At 70.3% G+C, this 21,395-nt stretch carries 20 protein-coding genes; 7 read left to right on the top strand and 13 right to left on the bottom strand.

All coding sequences use genetic code 11. The features are described 5' to 3' along the window. Nucleotides 1-48 precede the first annotated feature (48 nt). Entirely contained in the window at nucleotides 49-2,643 is a 2,595-nt protein-coding gene (locus K2F47_RS20165; RefSeq protein WP_242906121.1) for an AAA family ATPase, read from the bottom strand. Nucleotides 2,644-3,315: 672 nt separating this feature from the next. Here K2F47_RS20165 and K2F47_RS20160 point away from each other — a divergent pair. The 4 genes from K2F47_RS20160 (at nucleotide 3,316) to K2F47_RS20145 (ending at nucleotide 6,572) form a co-directional block, all read left to right on the top strand. Beyond that, complete coding sequence (locus K2F47_RS20160) at nucleotides 3,316-4,302, top strand: sensor histidine kinase (protein ID WP_242906116.1); 987 nt, start codon at nucleotides 3,316-3,318, stop codon at nucleotides 4,300-4,302. Nucleotides 4,303-4,369: 67 nt separating this feature from the next. Then, complete coding sequence (locus K2F47_RS20155) at nucleotides 4,370-4,975, top strand: response regulator transcription factor (RefSeq protein WP_242906114.1); 606 nt, start codon at nucleotides 4,370-4,372, stop codon at nucleotides 4,973-4,975. 114 nt (nucleotides 4,976-5,089) lie between these two features. After that, nucleotides 5,090-5,848: a ribonuclease HII gene (gene rnhB / locus K2F47_RS20150; RefSeq protein WP_372490897.1), complete on the top strand. Its 759-nt coding sequence runs from the start codon at nucleotides 5,090-5,092 to the stop codon at nucleotides 5,846-5,848. 91 nt (nucleotides 5,849-5,939) lie between these two features. Next, on the top strand, nucleotides 5,940-6,572 hold the full coding sequence (locus K2F47_RS20145) for an HhH-GDP family DNA glycosylase (protein ID WP_242906112.1): 633 nt from the start codon (nucleotides 5,940-5,942) through the stop codon (nucleotides 6,570-6,572). Between the two features lie 36 nt (nucleotides 6,573-6,608). Here K2F47_RS20145 and K2F47_RS20140 read toward each other — a convergent pair whose 3' ends face one another. The 3 genes from K2F47_RS20140 to K2F47_RS20130 form a co-directional block, all read right to left on the bottom strand. Further along, nucleotides 6,609-7,271 (bottom strand): nitroreductase family protein, encoded by a 663-nt coding sequence (locus K2F47_RS20140; RefSeq protein ID WP_242906110.1) that lies wholly within the window; start codon nucleotides 7,269-7,271, stop codon nucleotides 6,609-6,611. A 91-nt stretch (nucleotides 7,272-7,362) separates the two neighbouring features. Continuing rightward, nucleotides 7,363-8,877 carry a TerD family protein gene (locus tag K2F47_RS20135; protein ID WP_242906108.1) on the bottom strand — a complete coding sequence of 505 codons (1,515 nt, stop codon included), beginning with the start codon at nucleotides 8,875-8,877 and terminating at the stop codon, nucleotides 7,363-7,365. A gap of 121 nt (nucleotides 8,878-8,998) precedes the next feature. Further along, nucleotides 8,999-9,640, bottom strand: a complete 642-nt coding sequence (locus K2F47_RS20130; protein ID WP_242906106.1) for a TetR/AcrR family transcriptional regulator — start codon at nucleotides 9,638-9,640, stop codon at nucleotides 8,999-9,001. Between the two features lie 124 nt (nucleotides 9,641-9,764). On the opposite strand from K2F47_RS20130, the gene K2F47_RS20125 reads away from it, so the two are divergent. After that, nucleotides 9,765-10,892 (top strand): Gfo/Idh/MocA family protein, encoded by a 1,128-nt coding sequence (locus K2F47_RS20125; protein ID WP_242906101.1) that lies wholly within the window; start codon nucleotides 9,765-9,767, stop codon nucleotides 10,890-10,892. Here the strand turns inward: K2F47_RS20125 and lplAB are convergent. Next, complete coding sequence (gene lplAB / locus K2F47_RS20120; RefSeq protein ID WP_242906099.1) at nucleotides 10,861-11,910, bottom strand: lipoate-protein ligase LplAB; 1,050 nt, start codon at nucleotides 11,908-11,910, stop codon at nucleotides 10,861-10,863. The genes K2F47_RS20125 and lplAB overlap by 32 nt on opposite strands. A gap of 759 nt (nucleotides 11,911-12,669) precedes the next feature. On the opposite strand from lplAB, the gene K2F47_RS20115 reads away from it, so the two are divergent. Further along, nucleotides 12,670-13,224, top strand: a complete 555-nt coding sequence (locus K2F47_RS20115; RefSeq protein ID WP_242906097.1) for a hypothetical protein — start codon at nucleotides 12,670-12,672, stop codon at nucleotides 13,222-13,224. 49 nt (nucleotides 13,225-13,273) lie between these two features. Here the strand turns inward: K2F47_RS20115 and K2F47_RS20110 are convergent, their stop codons facing one another. Both K2F47_RS20110 and K2F47_RS20105 read right to left on the bottom strand, forming a co-directional pair. Beyond that, complete coding sequence (locus K2F47_RS20110; protein ID WP_242906095.1) at nucleotides 13,274-13,741, bottom strand: hypothetical protein; 468 nt, start codon at nucleotides 13,739-13,741, stop codon at nucleotides 13,274-13,276. A 490-nt stretch (nucleotides 13,742-14,231) separates the two neighbouring features. Continuing rightward, nucleotides 14,232-14,831 (bottom strand): TetR/AcrR family transcriptional regulator, encoded by a 600-nt coding sequence (locus K2F47_RS20105; RefSeq protein WP_242906094.1) that lies wholly within the window; start codon nucleotides 14,829-14,831, stop codon nucleotides 14,232-14,234. Nucleotides 14,832-14,916: 85 nt separating this feature from the next. Between K2F47_RS20105 and K2F47_RS20100 the strand changes: the two genes are divergently transcribed. Continuing rightward, nucleotides 14,917-15,609: an SDR family NAD(P)-dependent oxidoreductase gene (locus K2F47_RS20100; RefSeq protein ID WP_242906092.1), complete on the top strand. Its 693-nt coding sequence runs from the start codon at nucleotides 14,917-14,919 to the stop codon at nucleotides 15,607-15,609. A 1,185-nt stretch (nucleotides 15,610-16,794) separates the two neighbouring features. Here K2F47_RS20100 and K2F47_RS20095 read toward each other — a convergent pair. From K2F47_RS20095 to K2F47_RS20070, 6 genes are all read right to left on the bottom strand, one after another. Beyond that, entirely contained in the window at nucleotides 16,795-17,259 is a 465-nt protein-coding gene (locus K2F47_RS20095; RefSeq protein ID WP_242906090.1) for an OsmC family protein, read from the bottom strand. Between the two features lie 17 nt (nucleotides 17,260-17,276). Then, a complete protein-coding gene (locus K2F47_RS20090) occupies nucleotides 17,277-17,903 on the bottom strand; it encodes a GntR family transcriptional regulator (protein ID WP_242906088.1) in 627 nt (208 codons plus the stop codon). Between the two features lie 640 nt (nucleotides 17,904-18,543). Beyond that, nucleotides 18,544-19,275 (bottom strand): Imm10 family immunity protein, encoded by a 732-nt coding sequence (locus K2F47_RS20085; RefSeq protein WP_242906086.1) that lies wholly within the window; start codon nucleotides 19,273-19,275, stop codon nucleotides 18,544-18,546. A 144-nt stretch (nucleotides 19,276-19,419) separates the two neighbouring features. Then, entirely contained in the window at nucleotides 19,420-20,283 is an 864-nt protein-coding gene (locus tag K2F47_RS20080; RefSeq protein ID WP_242906084.1) for a hypothetical protein, read from the bottom strand. After that, nucleotides 20,280-20,624 carry a PadR family transcriptional regulator gene (locus K2F47_RS20075; protein ID WP_242906082.1) on the bottom strand — a complete coding sequence of 115 codons (345 nt, stop codon included), beginning with the start codon at nucleotides 20,622-20,624 and terminating at the stop codon, nucleotides 20,280-20,282. The genes K2F47_RS20080 and K2F47_RS20075 overlap by 4 nt, the downstream gene beginning before the upstream one ends. A gap of 169 nt (nucleotides 20,625-20,793) precedes the next feature. Next, nucleotides 20,794-21,285 carry an alpha/beta hydrolase gene (locus K2F47_RS20070; protein WP_242906080.1) on the bottom strand — a complete coding sequence of 164 codons (492 nt, stop codon included), beginning with the start codon at nucleotides 21,283-21,285 and terminating at the stop codon, nucleotides 20,794-20,796. Nucleotides 21,286-21,395: the final 110 nt, after the last annotated feature.

Genomic DNA, 21,395 nt, shown 5'->3' with positions numbered 1-21,395 from the left:
TCCCACCGACAGTGCGAACCACCGGGCGCCCGCCCGTGACGGCCCAGGTCAGACGAGGCGGTGCGCGAGGTCGGCGAAGGCGTCCCGGACGTCGTCGGTGGTGAGCAGCGTGAGGTCCGCGGTGGTCGCGGCGGAGCCGAGCTTGGCCGCGCGCAGGGCACGGCACGCGCACGCCTTCTCGTACATGGACCGGGCGAAGCGTCCATTGCCGAGTTCGTCGATCCGGCCCGTCCCGCATGCGCGCTGGAACACCAGGGCGAGGTCGTCCAGGGCCTCTTCCTCCCACTGGTCACCGCCCTGCTCCGCGATGAGCTGCGCTATGCGGAGGAGTTCGTCGGGCCCGTAGGAGGGGAAGTCCACGCGCACGTCGAAACGGGAGGACAGCCCGGGGTTGGACGAGAGGAAACGGTCCATGTCGGCCTCGTATCCGGCCAGGACGACCACGAGCCGGTCCCGGTCGTCCTCGGCGCGCTTGAGCAGTGTCTGCACCGCCTCCGCCCCGAACGCGTCACCGCCCGAGTAGCCCGCGTTGGTCAGCGCGTAGGCCTCGTCCACGAACAGGACGCCGCCGAGCGCGGAGTCGATCACCTTGTTCGTCTTGAGCGCGGTCGCGCCGAGGTGCTCGCCGACCAGATCGGCGCGCTGGGCCTCGACGACCTCCGGGCGGGCCAGCAGCCCGGCCGCGGCGAAGATCCGGCCGAGCACCCGCGCGACCGTGGTCTTGCCCGTGCCCGGCGGCCCGGTGAACACGAAATGCCTGGTCGGCGGGCGGGTGACGAGCCCCTGCTCCTGCCGCATCCGGGCGACCTGGAGCTGCGCGGCGATCTCCCGGACCTGCCGCTTCACCGGTTCCAGGCCGATCATCGCCTCCAGGGAGCCCAGCGCCTCGTCCAGCGTCGGAGTCTCGGCGTAGCCCCGGTACCTCTCGGTGACCTCCGCGAAGGCCGCCTCGACGTCCTCAGCGCGCAGCGTGACCAAGTCCTCGGCGCTGGGCCGGGCCGGTTCGCCGGACGACGAGGCGGACTCGACGACCCGCACGTCGCGAGCGCGCGCCGCCGCCTCGGTGAGCGTCCGGACGAAACGTCCGTTGCCCAGCTCGTCGATGATCCCGCGCCGCTCGACCTCCTCGAACCGGTCCGCGAGGCGGCGCCGGGCCTCCGGGTCGAGCCGGTCCTCGCGGAGGCCGGTGTGGTAGTCGGCTATCCGCAGCAACTCGTCGGGACGGTAGGAGGGGAAGTGCACGCGCGTGCCGAATCTGGACGCGAGCCCAGGGTTGGACGAGAGGAACTCCTCCATCTGCGCGTCGTATCCGGCGAGGATGATGACGAGGTTGTCGCGGTCGTCCTCGGCGCGCTTGAGCAGCGTCTGCACCGCCTCGTCCCCGAACCGGTCGGGCTGGCCCTCGGCCGAGTTCACCAGGCCGTACGCCTCGTCGATGAACAGCAGCCCGCCGAGCGCCGAATCGACGAGCCGGTTCGTCTTGAGGGCGGTGGCGCCGAGGAACTCCCCGACCAGGTCCGCCCGCTGGGCCTCCACCACGGTCGGCTCCGGCAGCAGCCCGAACGCATAGAAGATCTTGGCGAGGACGCGCGCGACGGTGGTCTTGCCCGTACCGGAGGGCCCGACGAACACGAAGTGCCGCATGGGCTTCTCCGTGGGCACCCCGGCGGCGGCCCGCATATGCGCCGCCTCTATGGACGCGGCTATGGAACGCACCTGGCGCTTGACCGGTTCGAGCCCGATCATGCCTTCGAGTTCCTCCAGCGCCTCGGCGACCGACAGCGACGGCGCCTCCTCAGCACGTCCTTCCGGGGAGGACCCCTGTTCGGGTACGGGCGCCGCGTCAACCGCCTGCGCGGCGGCACGCTGCTCTTGGGCCGACTGCGCGGACGCGGGTGTCATGTCCGCCGGCACGAGGTCGTCCCCGGGCGGTGCGCCGCCCGGCTTGTCGTTGGACCCCGCTCCCCCACCGCGCCGGTCGCGCTTGTCGGGTCCTGACGGGTTCTTGGACGGCCCGGGCACACTGTCCCCCTTGGGGTTGGACTGCTCCTGGACCCAGCCCGTCTCGTACGCCTCGGCGGGCACCGTACGCCGCGCCTGGTCCCACCGGTAGAACAGGACGGCCAGCGCGGCGGCCCAGCCCGGCGCCACGTGGGCGGCCGGAAGCGGATGCACGACGGCGGCCGTGACGACCCCGGCCGCGCCCAGGGCGAGCGTCGCGGTCCGCCAGGGCGCGTATCCGCGGAGGCGGAACGCGACGAACGCGACGGGGAGGGCGAGCACGGCGAGCAGCAGGGCAGGGCTCAGGTACGGCGGGTGCCCCTCGTCCGGATAGAGGCCCCCCAGCGGAATCGACAACGCGAGCCATGTCGTCATCACGGCGATGGTGGCCATGCCGCTGGGCGAGCGCAGGGTCAGGTGGACGACGACGAGCAGGATGACCGTGAACGCCGCCGTGCCCAGGGCCGGGGCCGGGCCGTCCAGGAAGACCACGGCCGAGAGCACCAGGGCGACGACCAGCACCCCGCCCAGGAATCGCAGACCCGGGGCGACCTGGAAGTAGCGCACCCGCAGGCGCTCGAATAGATCCCGTGCCCGGGCGCCCTTCGCCGGTCGGGAGCGTGACCTGCCGAACAAAGCCATCAAAGCCGAGTAAAGCGCAGGACGTGCCAGAACGGGACTCCCCACACGGGGTTCCTTGCCACATGGCAGGAGGGACCCGTGCCCGTTCATGGGCGCACCGCGTATGGCACCGGGACATTTGTACTGCCCACAAGCGGATGTCCGGCTCTGTGGAAGGGAGGAGCCGAATCCCTAGCGTCATCCCTAGCGCCGCCACGGGGAAAGCCGGGCGCCGCCGGAACGCGAGGGCCTCGTGCCCACCGATGTGACCAGAAGCTGCGGAGCGATACGAATGGTGAAGGAGTTGCGGCGCTCACCACGGGCCGATGACGCCTTCCGCCCGCTCGGCTGCGGCGGTGGCACCGGTGTTCGCACCGGTCAGGAGGAGCCCACCCGTCCACATACGGTGTTCCCCGTAACGAAGGAGGGTGGCAGGTGAGCTTCTGGAAGGGACCGCCGACCCCACGGCTTCCCGACCTGGATCCGGAGAAGGTGGAGCGGAAGGGGCCCGGTAGGCGAACGTTCCTTTTCTGGATGGTCCTGCTTGCCTGGCCCATCTATGACATGGCCAGCGGCCGCACCGAGCCGCTGTGGTTGGGGTGCATCGCTCTCCTCGCAGTGGCCATGGTGCATACGGCCATCGTCCTGACCGCGTTCGACGGGCGTGTACCCATGCGGCTCCCCATTAGCCTCGTGGCAGTCCAGACGGGGCTCGTCTCCGTTGTCGCGGTCGGTTTCCAGGACGGCTGGTACTCGCTGTTCCCGCTGCTGGGCCTCGCCACCGGCGTCGTCGTGGGCCACGCCTCCAAGCAGACGCGGGGCCCGGAAGCGTCGATGCTGCTGGGCATCGGCGGCGTGTCGCTCGTCAGCGCACTGGCCGGGTGGGTGGGCGGCGAGGACAGCGTGAGCATCCTCGGCAACTCCTACGGGACGATCACGGCGGGGCTGGTGACCGCCGTCATCCTGCGCCTCTTCAGCGCTATCAGGCTGCTCCGCGACGCGCGCGAGGAGCTCGCCGAGGCCGCCGTGACGCAGGAGCGGCTCCGCTTCTCTCGGGACCTCCACGACCTGCTCGGCCACACGCTCTCGCTCATGGTGGTCAAGGCGCAGGCCGTCCGGCTCGTCGCGGACCGCGATCCCGCGCTCGCCGCCGAGCAGGCCACCGACATCGAGACCGTCGGACGGCGGGCGCTGAGCGAGGTGCGGCAGGCGGTGAGCGGCTATCGCGGCCGCGGCCTGGCGGACGAGCTCGACGCCGCCCGTACGGCGCTGTGCGATTCGGGCGTGGACGCGACCGTGCGCCGCTCCGGCCCGCCCCTCCCCACGGGGCCCGACGCGCTGCTGGGCTGGGCGGTGCGGGAGGGCGTCACCAACGTCATCCGGCACAGCGGCGCCCGCCATTGCGAGATCACCGTCCGGAACGAGGGCGAGCGCGTCGTCCTTGAGCTGAAAGACGACGGCGTAGGCCCGAATGGTGCATCGCCTGGCACGAACCTCCATACGGGACTGGACGCGCCTCACGTCAACGGTTTCCATGCGGAGTACGGTGCGCGGGGTGGGCACGGCCTACGCGGGCTCACCGAGCGGATGGCGGTGGCCGACGGGACGGTGGAGGCTGGGCCCGCACCGGGCGGCGGTTTTCTCCTGACCGTCACCGTCCCTGTAGTCCCGTCCCTATGAGCGCCGTCATCCCTGTGAGCGCCCGCCCTATGACCGTGCTGGGGACAATGGGGCCGGGAGGTGGCACGTGATCAGAGTTCTGCTCGCCGAGGACCAGGGCATGATGCGGAGCGCGCTCGCACTCCTGCTGGGCCTGGAGGACGACATCGAGGTCGTCGCGCAGGTGGGGAACGGCACCGACGCCCTGGCCGAGGCGTTGCGGACGCGACCCGACGTGGCCGTGCTCGACATCGAGCTACCCGGCCGCAGCGGCCTGGACGTGGCCGCCGACCTGCGCGAGGAACTTCCCGCATGCAAAGTCCTCATCGTCACCACGTTCGGGCGTCCGGGTTATCTGCGTCGTGCCATGGAAGCGGGCGTCAGCGGCTTTCTCGTCAAGGACGGCCCCATCGAGGACCTCGTCTCGGCCCTGCGGCGGATACTCGCCGGGGAACGCGTCGTCGACCCCGCGCTGGCCACCACCGCCCTCTCCGTGGGGCCGAACCCGCTGACCGCCCGCGAACGGGACGTCCTCACCGCCGCGGCGGACGGATCGACCGTGGCCGACATCGCGGGTCGCCTGCACCTGTCGGAGAGCACCGTCCGCAACTACCTGTCCGCCGCGATTGGGAAGACGAACGCGCGCAACCGCATCGAGGCCGTGGGCACGGCCCGCCACAATGGTTGGCTATGACCGCGCCTCGTGTCGTCGCGCATGCGCCTTGAGGCCGGCCCAGAGCTGTATTCGTGAGCAGTACATGCGCGTCTGCTTCCTGAGGGGGACTCCTTGACCGACCCGACCGGTTTCCTGCCCGGTCTCAGCTCCGCCTCCGCCCCGCGTCCGCGGTTGCCCCGTGTCGCCGGTTACGAGATCGAGCACGAACTCCGGGACGCGCTCGCGGACGGGGACCGCCCCCTCCGGATCGCGGGCGTCGACGAGGTCGGACGCGGCGCCTGGGCCGGGCCCGTCGTCGTGTGCGCGGCGGTCGCGGACCTGAGCCCGCCGCCCGTCCTGCGGGGGCGGGGCGAACGCACCGTCGGCCTCACCGACTCCAAGCTCCTCACCGAGACGCACCGGGAGTCGTTCGCCGAACTGCTTCCCGAATGGCTGGACGCGCACGCCATAGGCGCGTCCTCTCCGGAGGAGATCGACGAGGTCGGCATGACGGAGGCGCTCCGCCGCGCGGCGGTACGCGCGCTCGAAGCGCTGCCCGTCCCGCCCGACATCGTGATCCTGGACGGCAAGCACGATTTCCTCCGCCGCCCCTGGCGGGTGCGGTGCGAAGTCAAGGCGGACCAGCGGTCGGTGACGGTCGCGGCGGCCTCCGTCCTGGCGAAAGTGCACCGGGATCGGCTCATGACCGTCCTGGACGAGGAGTTCCCCGGGTACGGCTTCGGGGAGAGCGCCGGTTACCCGTCCCCCGTCCATCAGCGGGCGTTGGAGGAGTCCGGGCCCACCCCGCACCACAGGATGTCGTGGTCCTACCTGGACGACCTTCCGCGCTGGCGCCACCTGAAGAAGCACCGCGACCCGCTCGCGGGGGAGGGTCAGCTCAGCCTCCTGTGACCTTTCCCGGCGCTCTGCGGTATCGCTCCCAGCCGCCCATGAGTCACCTCTCCCTGCTCGGGTAGGGCGGCGCCAACGGGAGGTACGTGCCATGAACACCACCACCAGGAAGTTGCTGCGGGAGTCCGGCGGGACGTTCGCCGAGGAGGCCGGAATCCCGCTGAAGGACCAGCCCGCCGCGTTGTTCAAGCTGCTGGTCCTCGCCAACCTGCTGAGCGCCCGCATCTCCTCGGGCGTCGCCCTGGCCGCCGCGCGCGAGCTGTTCGACGCGGGCGGCGGGACGCCGCGCGGCATGAGCGGGCTGACGTGGCAGCAGCGGGTCGACGCGCTGGGCCGGGGCCACTACGTCCGCTACGACGAGAGCACCGCGACCCGCCTCGGCGAGGTCGCGCAGATCGTCCAGAACAAATACAGGGGCGATCTGCGCAGGCTCGCCGCCGAGGCGGACCACGACCCGAAGAAGGCCGCCGAACTCCTGAGGGAGTTCCCCGGCATCGGCCCCACCGGCGTCGACATCTTCTGCCGGGAGGCGCAGGCCGTGTGGCCGTGGCTCCGCCCCTACGTCGACTCCCAGGTGAAGAAGGGCGCCGAACGGGTCGGCCTGCCCAGCGCCCCGGACAAGCTCGCCGCGCAGGTACCGGAGAAGGACCTGGCGCACCTCACGGCCGCCCTCGTCAGGGCGTCCCGCGACAGGAAGCTGGCCGAGTCGGTCAGGGCGTCCTGACCTCCGCGGATCATCGCGACGCGGTGGCGCCCGGCATCACAGCCGGACGATGACCTCGTCGATCGGCTTCCGGGTGATGTCGGGGACCATCGCGTCGTCCGCCGGATAGCCGACCGGGATCACGACGTACGCGCGTTCCTCCTGCGGCCGGTCGCAGACCTCGTTCAGGAACCGCATGGGGCTGGGGGTGTGGGTGAGCGTGGCCAGGCCCGCCTGGTGCAGGCCCGCCAGGAGGAACCCCACAGCGATCCCCACGGACTCCTTCACGTAGTACGGACGCGGCGTCTCCGGGCCCTTGTGCACCTCGAAGACGATGATGACCGCGGGCGCGTCCTCCAGGAAGGGCTTGTGCCAGTCGGTGCCCAGGGGCGCCAGCGCCTCCAGCCACTCCGGCGACGCCCGCCGCTCGTAGAACTCGCGCTCCTCCTCCTCGGCGGCCTCGCGCAGGCGCCTCTTGCGCTCGGGGTCGGTCACCACCACGAACCGCCACGGCTGGAGGTTCGCGCCGCTCGGCGCGGTCGCCGCCGCCCGGATCGCGTGATCGATGACCTCCGGCGGCACCGGGCGGCTGGAGAAGTCGCGCACGGTACGGCGCAACGTCATCGAGTCCGCGAACGCCTGCGCGCGCTGGACCGCCTTCTCCCCCGGCACGTCGAAATGGGGCGCCGGAACGACCGGGTACTGCCACTGAGTGCTCATGGGACAGTTCCTACCGCGCGCCTCCGGCCCCGGACAACAGGCAAGACCAGCCAACGTTCCGGGGCCGTTCCAGCAGCAGCGGCGGTGACGCTCAGTCCTTGCCGCGCGAGGCCACCCAGTCGAGGTTCCAGCCGTATGCCTGGTCGACCGTCATCTTCCCCCAGCGCGGACGTCCCGGCGGCGGCAGGACGTAGCGGCCCTCCCGCCGCACGACCAGCTCGCCGTTCACGTTCTCGATGAGCGCGAGCACCGCGTCACGCGAGGCGTCCATGCAGTCGTTCATCTGCATCTCAATGGGAGGAGACCCCACCGGGTACAGCGTGGCGACCGCGTCCAGGCCGCGGAAGTCGTCCGCGCCGTCGTAGATCTCGGCGAACACCAGGATCCGCTTGAACTTCGCGGTGTGGTCGAGGTTGATGGTGAGGTTCTCCCCCGACTCCACCGCGCCCGTGCGATCGTCCTTGTCGAGCTTGATGAACGGCGGGCGGTCGAGCGCGCCCATGTCGCCGAGCGCGTGGATGATGCCCTTCCGGCCGTCCATCAGCTCCCACAGGCAGCACAGGTCCAGGTCGAGGTCGACGCCGCGCCGGCGCTTGCCCAGCCGTCCCTTGGCGACGCCTTCGCGCGCGGTCCAGTTCAGGTTGACGCGCATGTGCCCGGACGTCGCGCCGTGCTTGGTGAGCGACACCGACGGCGAATTCTTGGTGAGGGAGATCTTGCCGCCCTGCGGCTGCGGCGGCGCGCCCTGCGGCTGACCGTACGCGGGCGCGGCAGGCGGGGTGTACTGCCCGGGCTGCGGCGGTGGCGCGTACTGCTCCGCGGGAGGAGGCGTGTACTGCCCGGGAGGAGGTGCCGAGTACTGGTTGGGAGGGGGCGGCGTGTACTGCCCGGGCGGGGGCGGGGTGTACTGGCCGCCGGGCGGGGGCGGCGGAGGCGCGTACTGCCCCTGCTCAGGAGGAGGCGGCATGTACTGGCCCCCCGGCGGGGGCGGCGGCTGCTGCGCCTGCGGCTGAGGGGGCGCCGGCTGCTGCGGAGGGGACGGCTGCGCGGGGGCCGCCGGAGGCGGGGTGGCGCTCTGCCCCGGATCGTCCACCGAGATACCGAAGTCGGTCGCCAGCCCCCCGAGGCCCGAGTCGTACCCCTGGCCGACGGCGCGGAACTTCCACGCCCCCTGGCGCCGGTACAGCTCGCCGAGGACGAACGCGGTCTCCGTGGTGGCGCCCTGGCTGTCGAACCGGGCGACCTCCGTTCCGGCCGCGGCGTCCACCACGCGTACGTACAGGCCCTGGAACTGGCCGAAGGTGCCGCCGTCGGAGGAGGCCGCGATCACGATCTTCTCGATGTCGGGCTCCACCCGCGCGAGCTCCACCGACAGGACGTCCAGGACCGTCGGCCCCTGCTGCTTGCCCTCGTGCCGGACGGCACCCGAACCGTGCGCGGGCTGGTTGTAGAAGACGAAGTCGTCGTCCGAGCGCACCCGTCCCGTGGCCGCGAGCAGGAGCGCGGACGCGTCCGCGTCCGGCACGCCCGGACCACTCTGCCAGCCGAGCTCGACCCGGACCGAGGGAACCGGCACCGCGGTGTTGGCGCCCTTCTGCATGGACATGAACGCTCCTCATCATCAGCCGACGTGACAAACCTAGGGGCAGCCGCGCGGCCCCGCGACCTGCCACGAGGGGAGGACGGACGACACCGTCGCGGAGTTCCGCGCGCCCAGGCCGCCCGGCCTACAGGTGCTTGGCGGTGTCAACGGGAGGAGTGCCCGGTAGGGGCGCCGGCTCGGGCGTGCGGAGCCCGTCCAGGACGACCTGGAGGTTGCGGTCCCACTGCCGGTGGCCCGCGCGGAGGCCCAGCGTGTGCCCGGTCGTGGCGACCGACACCAGCAGGAAGGCGACGTCCTTCCAGGTGACGTCGGCGCGCATGGCCCCGGCGTCCTGCGCCCGCTCGACGAGCATGCGGATGCGGTCGCGCAGCTCGGAACGGGCGTGGTCGAGGGGTCCGCCGAGCGCCTCGTTGATGTCGCACAGCTCGTTGCGCAGGCGGATGTAGGCCCCGGCGAACCCGGTGAAGCCCGCCCAGGGGTCGGGCTCGGCGAGGCCCTCGTCGCCCTTGGCAACGATCTCCTCCAGCACCTCGGCGAGGACCGCTTCGAGCAGCAGCTCCAGGGTGCTGACGCGCCGGTAGAACGTCCCCACGCCGACCCCGGCGCGGCGGGCGATCTCGTGCGCGGTGACCTCGCCGCCGACCTCGGCGGCCGCCTCCCGGGCCGCCCGGACGAGGCGCTCCACGTTGCGCCGGGCGTCGGCGCGCGGCCGGCGGCCCGACCCGTCGTCGAGCAGCCGGTCGACGGCGCTGAAAGTCGAGGTCATGGCCCCATTCTAGCGATAAGCGGACACTTGCGGTCCGATTTAAGTGGACAACTCGCGTCCGGTTGAGCTAGGGTCGGCGAAAGCGGACTCCAGTTGTCCGTTTAGATCGCCAGGGGGGCCACGTATGACCAGCCAGAACATCCGCGTCGGCATCGTCGGTGCGAGCCCCGACCGGGGGTGGGCGGCACGGGCGCACATCCCCGCGCTCCGCGCCCTGCCCGGGTACGAGATCACCGCCGTCGGCACCAGCCGCCGCGCCAGCGCGCAGGAGGCGGCCCGCCGGTTCGACGTCCCCCACGCGTTCACCGACGCGCGGGAACTGGCGGAGCACCCCGAGGTCGACCTGGTCGCCGTCACCGTCAAGGTGCCCATGCACGACGAGCTCGTCCGGGCGGCCCTGGACGCGGGCAAGCACGTGTACTGCGAATGGCCCCTGGCCCGCACCACCGCCGAGGCCGAGGAGCTCGCGCGGCTGGCGCGAGACGCCGGGGTCCGGCACGCGGTGGGCCTCCAGTCCCGCTTCTCCCCTGCCCTCCGGTACGCGCGCGACCTCGTGGCCGACGGCTATGTCGGACGGGTGACCTCCGTCAACGTCTACTCCGCACGCGGCAAGGGCGGCACCGGGGAGATCCCGCCGTGGTGGGCCTACACCTTCGACCCGGTCAACGCCGCGGGAGCGCTGGAGGTGGGCGCCGGCCACACCCTCGACGCCCTGGAGTTCCTGGCGGGCGAGATCTCCGAGCTCTCCGCCTCCCTCGCGGTCCAGCGCACCGAGTACACCGTCCAGAACACCGGTGAGGCGATCACGGCGACCACCCCCGACCAGATCGCCGTCACCGCCACCCTGGCCGGCGGCGCGACGGCCGTCGTCCACGTGCACGACGCCAAGGTCAGCGACGCCCGCACCCGCATCGAGATCGCGGGCACCGAAGGCGACCTGGCGGTGCTCTCCAGCGGCCCCGCCGCCTCCCAGGGCGTCCAGATCGGCGAGCTGGCCGTGCACGGCCGGGGCTCCCGGCTCCCGATCCCCGACCGCTACCTGTGGGCGCCCGAGGCCGCGCGCGACGTGGAGATCGTCAACGTGGCCCAGTTCTACGCCCGGCTCGCCGACGACATCCGCACCGGCACCGACCACACGCCCGACTTCGACCAGGGCGTACACGTCCACCGCCTGCTCGACGCCGTCCGCGAGTCGGCCGGGACCGGGAGACGGCGACCGGTCACGGCACCCGCCCGGTCCACTCCGGCGTAGTGAACTTGTCCGTGACGTACTTGCCGGCCAGCCGCAGCTCGTCCTCGCTCGTCCGGTCGTCCACCAGCCCGTACCGGCCCCGGAAGTGCCCGATCATCCGATCGATGATCTCCTCCCGGGCCAGCCCGGTCTGCCGGCGCAGCGGATCGACCCGCTTCTTCGCGCTCGCGATGCCCTTGTCCGAGATCTTCTCCCGGCCGATCCGCAGCACCTGCGTCAGCTTCGCGGCGTCGATGTCGTAGGCCATGGTTACGTGATGCAGAACCGCCCCCGACGCCAGCCGCTTCTGCGCCGCCCCCGCGATCTTGCCCTGGTCCGAGGTGATGTCGTTCAGCGGCTGGTACCAGGCCCGCACGCCCATCTCACCGAGGGCGCCCAGCACCCAGTCGTCGAGGAAGGCGTAGCTCTCGGCGAACGACATGCCCGCCACCAGCGTCTCCGGCGCGTACAGCGAATAGGTGATCGTGTTGCCCGGCTCGATGAACATCGCGCCGCCGCCGCTGATCCGGCGGACGACCTCCACCCCGTACCGCTCCGCGGCCTCCGCGTCGACCTCGTTGCGCAGCGACTGGAAGCTCCCGATGACCACCGCGGGCGCCGCCCACTCCCACACCCTCAGCGTGGGCGGCCGCCGCCCGGCCCCGACCTCCTCGGCGAGCACCTGGTCGAGCGCCATGTGCAGCGCGGGCCCCTGCGGCTCCTCATGGATCAGCCGCCACTCATGGTCGCGCCAGTCCGACGCCCGCGAGACCGCCCGCCGAACCGCGATCCCCACGGCCTCGGCGGTGATCCCCAGCATCACCGTCCCCGGCGGCAACCCACCCTGGACGCGCGCGCCGACCTCCCGGGCCTCCAGCCCGGCGGGCAGCCCCTCCAGAACGGCGTTGACAGCCTCCAGCGCCTCGTCCGGCTCAAGGAAGAAGTCCCCGCTCACCCGCGGGCCGCGCAGCAGCCCGTCCACGACATCCACATCGACGACCACGAGCTTGCCGCCGGGCACCTTGTATTCACCGTGCATCACACACCCTCAAACCCCGCCACTCCCCCACCGATTCCGTCCCCGCCCAGCCCCACCGCCCCAACCCCAACCCCAACCCCGAAAGCCTGCCACCACTTAACGACGCCTCACCGGACCCGGAACACCGACACACCCGCCCCCGGCAAACTCCTCCAAGCCCCCACCGTCGCGGCCCCCCCGAACGACGGCACCCTCAAGAACGCCCCCGTCCCGCGCACCCCACCGAGACCGGCGCCCAATGCACCTCCGCAACCCCACAAGCGCCCAGTGACGCCAGTCGATCACCAACCCCAGCCCCCACCCGCCCGAGCCCTAGCCCCGGCCACTCCGCCCGACTCCCCAGCCACGCCCGCCCAAGCCCTCCACCTCACCCCTCCGCCCGAACCTTCCGGTCACGCCCGCTCCACCGCCGCCCCAGGCATGCCTGCCCGCCCCCATCCCAGCCACGTCCACCGGCGCCTGGGCTCGTACCGCGCTGCATGCCCTGGGCTGCCCGCCCCCATCCCGGCCACGTCCGCCGCCAGCCCATCTCGCTTGAGCCCCCACCAGCCACGCCGCCCTAACCCTCACCTCAACCACGCCTGACCTACCCCACCGGGGCTACGTCCTCCCAAACCGGCACCCCGACCGCTCCACCTGAACCCCCTGCCGTGCCCACCCGAGCCGCCGCCCTCGTCGCGGCCTGGTCGGCGAGCCGGTAATCAGCACCAGCCCGAAATCGAATCGCGCCACGCGCCCTCCGGCTGTCACGCTGCCCTGATGAATCATGCGGAGGTACTGCTCATCGGAGGCCGGGCGGGGGTCGGCAAGACGACGTGCGGATGGGAGGTCTCGGCCCTGCTACGTGACGCGGCCGTCCCCCACGCGATCATCGAGGGCGACTTCATGGGGCAGGTGCACCCGGCGCCGGAAGGAGACCCCGACCGCGCGAAGATCACCGAGAGCAACCTGACCGCGATGTGGGCGAACTACACCGAGCGGGGTTATCACCGCCTGATCTATACCAACACCCTCAGCGTCCTCCCCGAGACGACACCCATGTTCCAGCGCGCACTGGGCACCGGTGCGCGGATCATACGAGTGCTGCTCACCGCGTCCGACGAGACGGCCCGCGAGCGCCTGCTGGGCCGGGAACTCGGGTCGGAACTGGAACAGGAGTTGCGTGGCGGTATCCGCAAGGCGCGGCTCCTAGACCAACGGGTCTCCACCCAGACGGTGCGCGTGGTGACCGACGGGCGAGCGGTCATGGACATCGCCCAGGAGGTGGCATCCGCCACCGGCTGGCTCAACCCGGCCCACACCCGCAAAAACTAATCGCAATAACACCCAGAGAGACGGCAAAACGCGCCCCTGCGCTTGCCATTCAATCTTTGGGCTTGTCCGGGCAGTCGGTCTCGATCCACGAAGCGTAGAGATCACGGCAGGTGATGTTCAGGGAGCCTGATGTGAAGGCGAACTCGTGCGTGCACCCGTTCGGGTGCGGAAGGATCTCGTCGAGGACGACCGGGCCGGGCAGCGCCTCGTCCTCTGCGGTTTCGACAGCGAAACGCGTGACGCCTTCGTAGCGGATGAGCAGGTCTTCCTCATGCTTCCAGCAGTTATGCCGGAAGAAGAGCGTGAGATCGCCATTGTCAGGCCCGTCGATCCGAGCAAGTTGCAGGTCTTTGACGCACCGTTCGCCCACGAAGTCGTAGTGGTCGACGTCGGCGGCGAAGGCCCGCGCCCCGACGGGCAACGCGGCGCCCAACTCGGGAAGCAGGTCGAGGTAGGACTGCGGGGAGATGACCCCGGTCACCCCGTTGACGGTGGCGTTGAGGTCGACGTACTTCATGCGCTCCTCGCCCTCGAAATATCCAGTATGGCGCACCTAAAATACCGCGTTTCGGGCCCGATCTAAAGGTGAATCTGGAGGCCGCGACACCCCTGCCCAATCATGGACTCTGACGAAAGCGCGCCATCGCAACGAACTCCGCCGACGGTTCTGCCTGCTGGATGCGCGAATACGCCATGAGGCATTGGGCTCCCGTCAGGTTTCCGAACAGAATTTCACAGGGACCACGAGCGAGCAGATGCACTGTCGGAGTTGCGCCGAGGCGATGGCGCGCATGAACGGGCCGGTGCGGACACTGCTGCATCTGTCGCTGGCACCGGAGCATCGACTTCCCCATGGGGCAACGCATTACGTATTGAACCGCGGCCAAATCGACTTGGCTCGCTTGCGGCGGGCGGTGGACGCCCTGCCGCTGCCTCGGGCGGTGAATGGGTGACGTCCAAGCCGGTACTTGTACGGGCGGCCGACCGGGGCAGGGTGGCGTTGACGCTCAGTCCGAGCGGGGTCTGAGCACGTCCTCGACGAGGGTGTCCACCAGGCCGCGCGGGATGGTTGAGCCGGTCAGCGCGCAGTAGACGATCGGGCCGACGAGCGCGTCCATCGTGGCGTCGGGGCCGAGTTTCGGCGCGAACTCGCCTGCCTCGATTCCCTGCGCGAGCATGTCGCGTTCCCGACCACGGCGCGGACCGAAGTAGCGCGCGTGGAAGCTCTTGGCCGTCTCGGGGTCGTGCTGCGCCTGGGCGATGAGCGCGAGCAGAACCTTTCCGGCGGGATCGCGGGTGAGGAACCGCGCGAAGCCGCGGAGGTAGCCGCGGACGCTCTCCACCGTGGACTCCCCGGCCGGGACGGGGATGCGCTTCTCGCTGTCCTCGATGAGCGTGTCCAGCAGGATCTCGACCTTGGACGGCCACCAGCGGTAGATCGTCTGCTTGGCGACCCCGGCGCGGCGGGCGATCGCCTCGATGGTCAGGGCGCCGAAGCCGTGCTCGACGAGCAGGTCGTCTGCGGCGTGGAGCACGGCCAGGCGCGCGGCCTCGTCGCGACGGCTCCCGGAGCGCGGCCTGCGGGGCTGAGAGCTCGTGGCGGGCATGCGGGACACCATACCGCCAGCGGCTTCGTCGATTTGTTTAGACGCAACGTCGCGTCTACTCTAAGGGCTCGCCCACCATGAAGGAGTGATCGTGTCCGACCGCCAAGCGCTCATCATCGGAGCATCCCGGGGCTTGGGGCTCGTCCTCGCCGACGAACTTGCCCGGCGCGGTTGGCGGGTCATCGCCACCACGCGCGAGGTCGGCGGCGAGTTGCAGGCTCGCGCCGATGCCTGGAGCGGAATGCTGGAAATCGAGTCGTTGGAGATGACGAGCGCCGAGCAGTTGACCGCCCTGCGCGAACGCCTGGACGGCCGCCGCCTCGACCTGCTGTTCGTCAACGCCGCGATCGACCGGGGCGACCTGCCCATCAACGAGGTGCCGACCGAGATGTTCACCGGGGTCATGGTCACCAACGCGTTGAGCCCACTGCGCGCCCTCGAAGCCCTGCGCGGGCTCGTCGCTCCCGCCGGAACCGTCGCGGTCATGTCCTCCGAGCAAGGCAGCATCTCGCGAAACACCGAGGACGGCTACGAGCTGTACAAAGCCAGCAAGGCCGCGCTCAACCAGCTGATGCGCAGTTACGCCACCCGCCATGCCGACGATGGACATACCAAGCTGCTCATCGATCCCGGCCACAACAAGACGCGCCTTGGCGGATTCGACGCGCCGCTCATTCCACAGGAGAGCATCCCGGCGGTCGTTGACGTCCTCGAAGCGCAAGCAGGCGCTCCAGGCCTCCAATTCCTGGATCTGCACGGTAAGACCGTTCCGTGGTAAGCGCCAGGCCAACCCCTCGAAGTCGCGCCCCTTGCCGGCCCCGTTCAGCAACCGGCCCGCACCTTCGCGAACGCACCGTCTCCGCCGACTGCACCGCGCCGTTTGCCGACACGCCGCGCCGAAGAGCGCCGGAAAGCCCAACTCGTGCGATGGGCCCTGCCGACGCCCGGACCCCAGCCCCGGAGAGCGGCACCACCTAATCCAGCCAGCCCGGCTCGGCCGCCTGAAGGACGAGCACCGAAGACCCGACTCGCCCCGCCGAGGCCGGCCGCAGTGCCAAGGAGCGCCGCCGTACCAAGCCAGCCAACTCGGTTCGGCCTTCTGAAAGAGGAGCACGGAGAGCCCGACTCGGTCCGCCGGGCTGGGCGCAGGTACCAGGGGGCCGCCGCTCCAAGCCAGCTAGATCGGGTCGGCCGTCGGTAGGAGGGCGCCGGATGGGTCGATTCGCTCCGCCGGGGCCAACCGCAAGCGCCAGGGAACGCCGCCGCACCGATCCAGCCAGCTTGATCGGGTCGGCCCTGTGAAGGAGGAGCACCGGACGGGGCGACTCGCTCCGCCGGGGCCAGTCACAAGGCCAGGGAGCGCCGCCGTACCAAACCAGCTTGATCGGTTCGGCCGTCTGCCGGAGGGGGCCGGATGGGACGAGTTGCTCTGTCGGGCCCGGTCGCAGAATTTGGGGAGGACGGCCACCGCATTCGGCCAGATCGGTTTGGTCGTCCGAAGCTGGACGAGAGCCTGACGCGGGTAACTGGTGGATTCAGAACAGCCAGATAGCGTCGCGGCGGTGCCGGGCGGGTGTTAGCGCGGTGTCGAACGTCTGGGAATGTAGGACGGCGCGGATCTCAAGGCGGAGGCGTTGCCGTGCACGGCGCTCCTGGAGCCTCGACCATTCGGACACCTCTCGATTGCGCGGGTCCGTGCGCGCCCAACTGTGGACGATGGCCCTCCGCCGAACCAGCTCGGGAATGGGACGCCGTCCCTCGCGGGCGGCCTGCGTTCTGCGGGCGGAGCTGTAACGCAGGTCGAAGAGGATGGAGACGCGTTGTGCTGGCCTGACGTCATCGCCGGTCGCACAGCGACTCAAAGGAACATGGTGTGCGGTACGGGACATGCTCCCCCATCGATATCGGGGCTCAGACGGGTTCCAAGATCTCAGCATCCCATCAACCGGGGAACGCGTCGTCGTTATTCGCTGACTGGCTCGTGCCGGACGGGGAAGTTCACCGAGTTCGCGATGAAGCACAACTCGTGAGCACGTTCGTGCAGCTCGCCGACCCGGTCGGTCTTCGCGGGGTCGGCCAGGGTTACGCGGGGGCGCAGGACGACTTCCTCGAACCGTCCTCCGCCGTCCGGGGTTTCGGTCATGGTTCCGTGGGGCGTATCGGTGTAGGAGGTGACCACGATCTTTTCGGTGGCGCACAAGTGCAGGAACCACAACATGTGACACTGCGACACGGACGCGACGAGCAGTTCCTCGGGGTTCCACCGCGCCGGGTCGCCGCGGAAACCGGGGTCGGCGCTCCCCGCGATCGGCGCCTTTCCCTCCGCCGCCACCTCGTGGGCGCGCTCATAGGCACGATAGGAACTCGTTCCCGTGCCCGTGTTCCCGGTCCAGGTCACGGACACTTCGTAGTGGTGGCTCTTCGACATCCCGCAGTCCTTTCCAGTTAGTCCAGGGTCGCCCTGGTGGCGCGTGCATGGTCACCGGCGACCCGTCCCGCCCGAACCCGGTCGCCCTCGGCGATCGCCCGCAGCAGCTCCCGGTGCTCACCCGCGACCGTTTCCGGGCGTTCCGGACGGACGAGCGACACCCGCGTGGAGACGATGATCCGGTCCCACAGCCGTTCGAGGCTCTCCAGCGCGATCGGATTGCCCGCCAGTTCGGCCACCCCCCGATGGAACCGGCGGTTCAGCTCGATCGCGCGATCCAGCTCACCCGCGGCGGTCACCTCCTCCAGATGCGCCGCGTCCCGCTCCAGGTCGGCGAGCGCCGCCGGGGCGATCCGCCCGGCCCGCCACCGGTCGGCGGCCAACTCGGCGGTGAGGGCCTCAAGCGCCGCCCGCACGTCGTAGGCGTGATCCAGGCACTCCGGCGTCATGACGTCCACGACGACACCGCGTCCGACACCGAGGACCAGGCCGTCGCTCTGCAAGCGCCGCAGCGCCTCCCGGACGGGCGTCCGGCTCACCGCGAGCGTCTCGCTCACCGCCATCTCCGTGAGCCGCTCGCCAGGCGAGTACTCACCGGCGACGATCAGCTCCCGAAGCCGCCGGTAGACCGTGTCGACCTGCATACCCACCCCCCATTTTGCATGCAAAGCATACATTGCATGCAGAAGGCCTGGAGCAGCAGCCAGTAGCCCCCAGGGCAGACTCGCTCTGACGCGGTTGGATGCGTACGCTGCCCGCTAGTCGCAATCCCGTCGACGGCGTAACCGCCGCCCCATCGGCCTTGGGACATGCATAGCGAGACCCGGCGCCACCTACAGCATCTCGAGCGCCGAACCTCCACGGTCGCCGAGCTGCGAATGCTCAGGGGGCCTCGTATTCGGCCGCACCCACCGTCTGCGAGCGACCGCCGCTACGTCCGCGTCCTGATAGGCGACGTACCGCTCGAAACTCGTCCACGGTTCGACCTTGAGCGCACCACAGACACTCAGGTGTGGCAGATGTCCTCATCCGCACGCGCCTACGCCACCCAGTGCGGCCAAGACGTTCGAGGCGCACAATTGCGCGCTCGTCTCGTATCGAGACAACGGCTTTTCGCTACGGGAGGCGACACTTGCGCCACGCGCCGCTCGGGCGCTCCCTCCTCGCGTACCTCACACCAGGCACGCGCTCAGCGGATTCGCGGACTAACCGAGAGGAAGTCACTTGCTGCTTGTTCTGGAGGGAGCGCCCTGAGCAGCGCCTATTTGGTGGTTGCAGTGTTGCTCAGAGCTCCAGCCGCTTCGGGTGACTACGGCGGGGGCCTGAGGTGAGTACTCGGCGAAGGCCGTTCCGTAGTTCTTCGAGAGCGGACGCCTCGGGAAGCTCAAGTGTGATGGTGAGTTCTGGGCCGATGCCGAGTTCTTCTGCTGCGGCTCGGCTCAGCTTGATTCGCAGGAGGTCGCCCTCCAGGACGCATTCGCGTACACCTCCGTAGTACGTAGCTGCGGTTTCTGTGCAGAGACAGTAGGTCTCGGTGTCCTCCTCATCGGCGAGCGGGGTCGTGAAGAGCAGCCCCTGGCCACTGCCGTCAGGGTGCTCGGCCAGCCCGACGGTGAAGGTGTCAGGGTCTTCGGAGGTCCCGACGAGCCGCATTGTGGGGGTGCCCGACGGCGGTTCGGGTGGGTCGAGTTGCCACTGCACCTCAGCCCAGAACGCGTCAAGCGGGTCACTCGCAGGAGGAACGGTGTCGAAAGCATCCGCCGTCGCGAAGAACTCGCCCTCCGCCTGGATGTCCAGGCCGGGGTAGAGGTACTTCAGCCGCGTGGAACTGGCAAGCCAGATCATGGCTTCCGCAGCCGTTTTCGGCGGGACGATGAAGAACCGCCGGAGTTCGAAGTCGTCCCCGTGCTGTTCTCTGAGCTGAGCGAGTTCGGCGCTGGCGGCCGCACAGATCGCGGCGCCGTCTTCGACGCGAAACTTGATGGCGTTGAGGAGGTAGTACTCGTCCGAGGTCATGCTCAATGATCTTCCATTGCCCTCGATGACGCCACTTCAACGGGCCCCACGATTCCGCCTGACGACCACGACCCAGTGCCTAATTTGACATGCAGTCCAAAAGCTGAGTTCGCGCACGGTGCGACGGTGCGATTCGTGCTTCGGCTATCGCGGGTGGCGTGTTTCGGGGACGGGGCGGGCTTGCCATGCTGTTGCGGTCATGGCGAGTAGGAGCCCGGTGAGGATCAGCCAGTAGTCGAGGTCCTGTGTGGTCGACGGCGGGTTGACCAGTTGACGCGTCACACCGGGTAGGACGTAGATGGCCGCGGCCAGTGCCCAGCGTGGGGTGCGTGCGACCGCGGTGGCCAGCAGTCCGGCGAGCAGGAGGACGCTTTCGGTGCCCGCCCTGAACAGTTGCCATACCTCGCCGTACTCCCAGGTCCCGGGCAGGTAGGTCAGCGCCAGGGCGGCCGCGGGGATCACGAGCCACCACAACGGCCGGGCACGCAGGTTTCGTGGACGGGCGGCCGCGAGTGCGATGGCTCCGACCGCCAGTACACCGTAGGGGGCCAGCGAGATCCAGTTGTGGTACGCCGGTCCAAAGATCTGTGACGGCCAGGTCGTCGCCTCCATGCCCACGAGCATGGCCCGGCCGGTGGAGAACGCCACGGCCAGGGCGAGCGGTAGGGCCATCAGCACCCAGCCGCGCAGAAGTGCCAGGACGAGCAGTGCCGAGGCGGCCAGCCAGCCGAGGGAGGCGTGGTCGGCGATGCCGTATGCCAGATTGGCCAGCGCCAGCGTCGACAGGCCGAGTCGCACGCCGTCCGTCCACCACGGCGTGGTGGCCGCGCGGGCCCTGGCGGCCAGGCCCGCGGTGAGGAGTCCGGCCGTCTCCCGCGGCGAGGGCACGCGGCGCGGGGTGTCGTTCAGCAGCGTGCCGAGGATCTCGGCGCCGTACTCGGCGCGGTGGCCGGGCGGGAATGCCCGCAGGGCCAGCCGGTACCAGCGTTCGGTGAAGGTTCCGCTCATGCTCCGGCGCTCCCCAGCCGCGGGGAGGTGCGGCCCGTGACGACCTGGGCGGCCTGCTGCAACCGCTGGGCCTCCCGGTGGACGGCCGAGCGCCCGTCTTCGGTCAGCCGGTAGTAGCGGCGCGGACGGCCCTGGACGGTCTCCTCGCCGTCCACAACGATCAGCCCGTCGCCGGTCAGCCGGTCGAGCGCTCCGTAGAGGGTGCCGACGGCCACGCGGACCCGCCCGTCCGACAGCGCCTCCGCCCGCTTGATGATCCCGTAGCCGTGCACCGGCCCGTCCAGCAGCGCGGCCAGCACGAAGTACGTGGGCTCGCTCATCACCGTGGTTCGTTTGACCATACGCGGGACGATATATCGTCCTGCGAGGTATCGGAAGGGGGTTCGATCGCGGTGGCAGCCGCCTGACATCCCGTGTTGGCGACGCGGGGAGGTGCGTTCTCGGAATTCGTCCACGGGAAGTTGGGGGGACGCGCACAACTCCGGCCTGGTCAGGGTTCGCGGTCGCAGGTCACGTCCGTGTGGGGTGCCTGTCGGACGCCAGGTAGGCGTTGACGGCGTCGGTGACGCAGCGGTTCGGGTGCATCCCGTAGACGCCGTGGTGCCGGACGTTCCGGAACGTGACCATGCGGGAGGCGGGCAGCGCGCGGTGCAGGGCCCCGGCGCCCTCGTACACGGTCCGGGTGTCGCCGGTCGTCTGGACGATCATCGCCGGGTGGCCGTCGCCGACCCTGGTCGGAGCCTCCAGCGGCTTTCTCGGCCAGAACGCGCAGGGGAACACGGTGTTGGCGAGCGGACCGTAGACCGGCTGCGTCGCCCGGCTGCGCTGGACGTTGCGCCAGTACCAGCCGAGGTCTCGGGGCGCGGACGCGTCGCCGCAGAAGACGGCGATGTTCATCGACAGCGCGTTGTCGAGCTCGCCGTCGGGCGGGCTGAGGTACTCGCGCAGCAGCTCGGACGGCTCGAACCGTTCGCCCCGCGCGGCCCGGTGCAGCTCGCGCACGATTCCGGCCTGCTCGGCGAAGTGGCGGTCGTCGGCGAGGATCCCGGCCAGGAGCGAGGGGATGATGTGCTCGTCCGCCCGGTACTTTCCGATCAGGAGCAGCCGCCGGG

The sequence above is a fragment of the Actinomadura terrae genome (assembly GCF_022751215.1).
GTDB classification, from domain to species: domain Bacteria; phylum Actinomycetota; class Actinomycetes; order Streptosporangiales; family Streptosporangiaceae; genus Spirillospora; species Spirillospora terrae.
The sequence above is the reverse complement of the archived record's forward strand: the minus strand, read 5'-3'. Positions and strand labels throughout refer to the sequence as shown.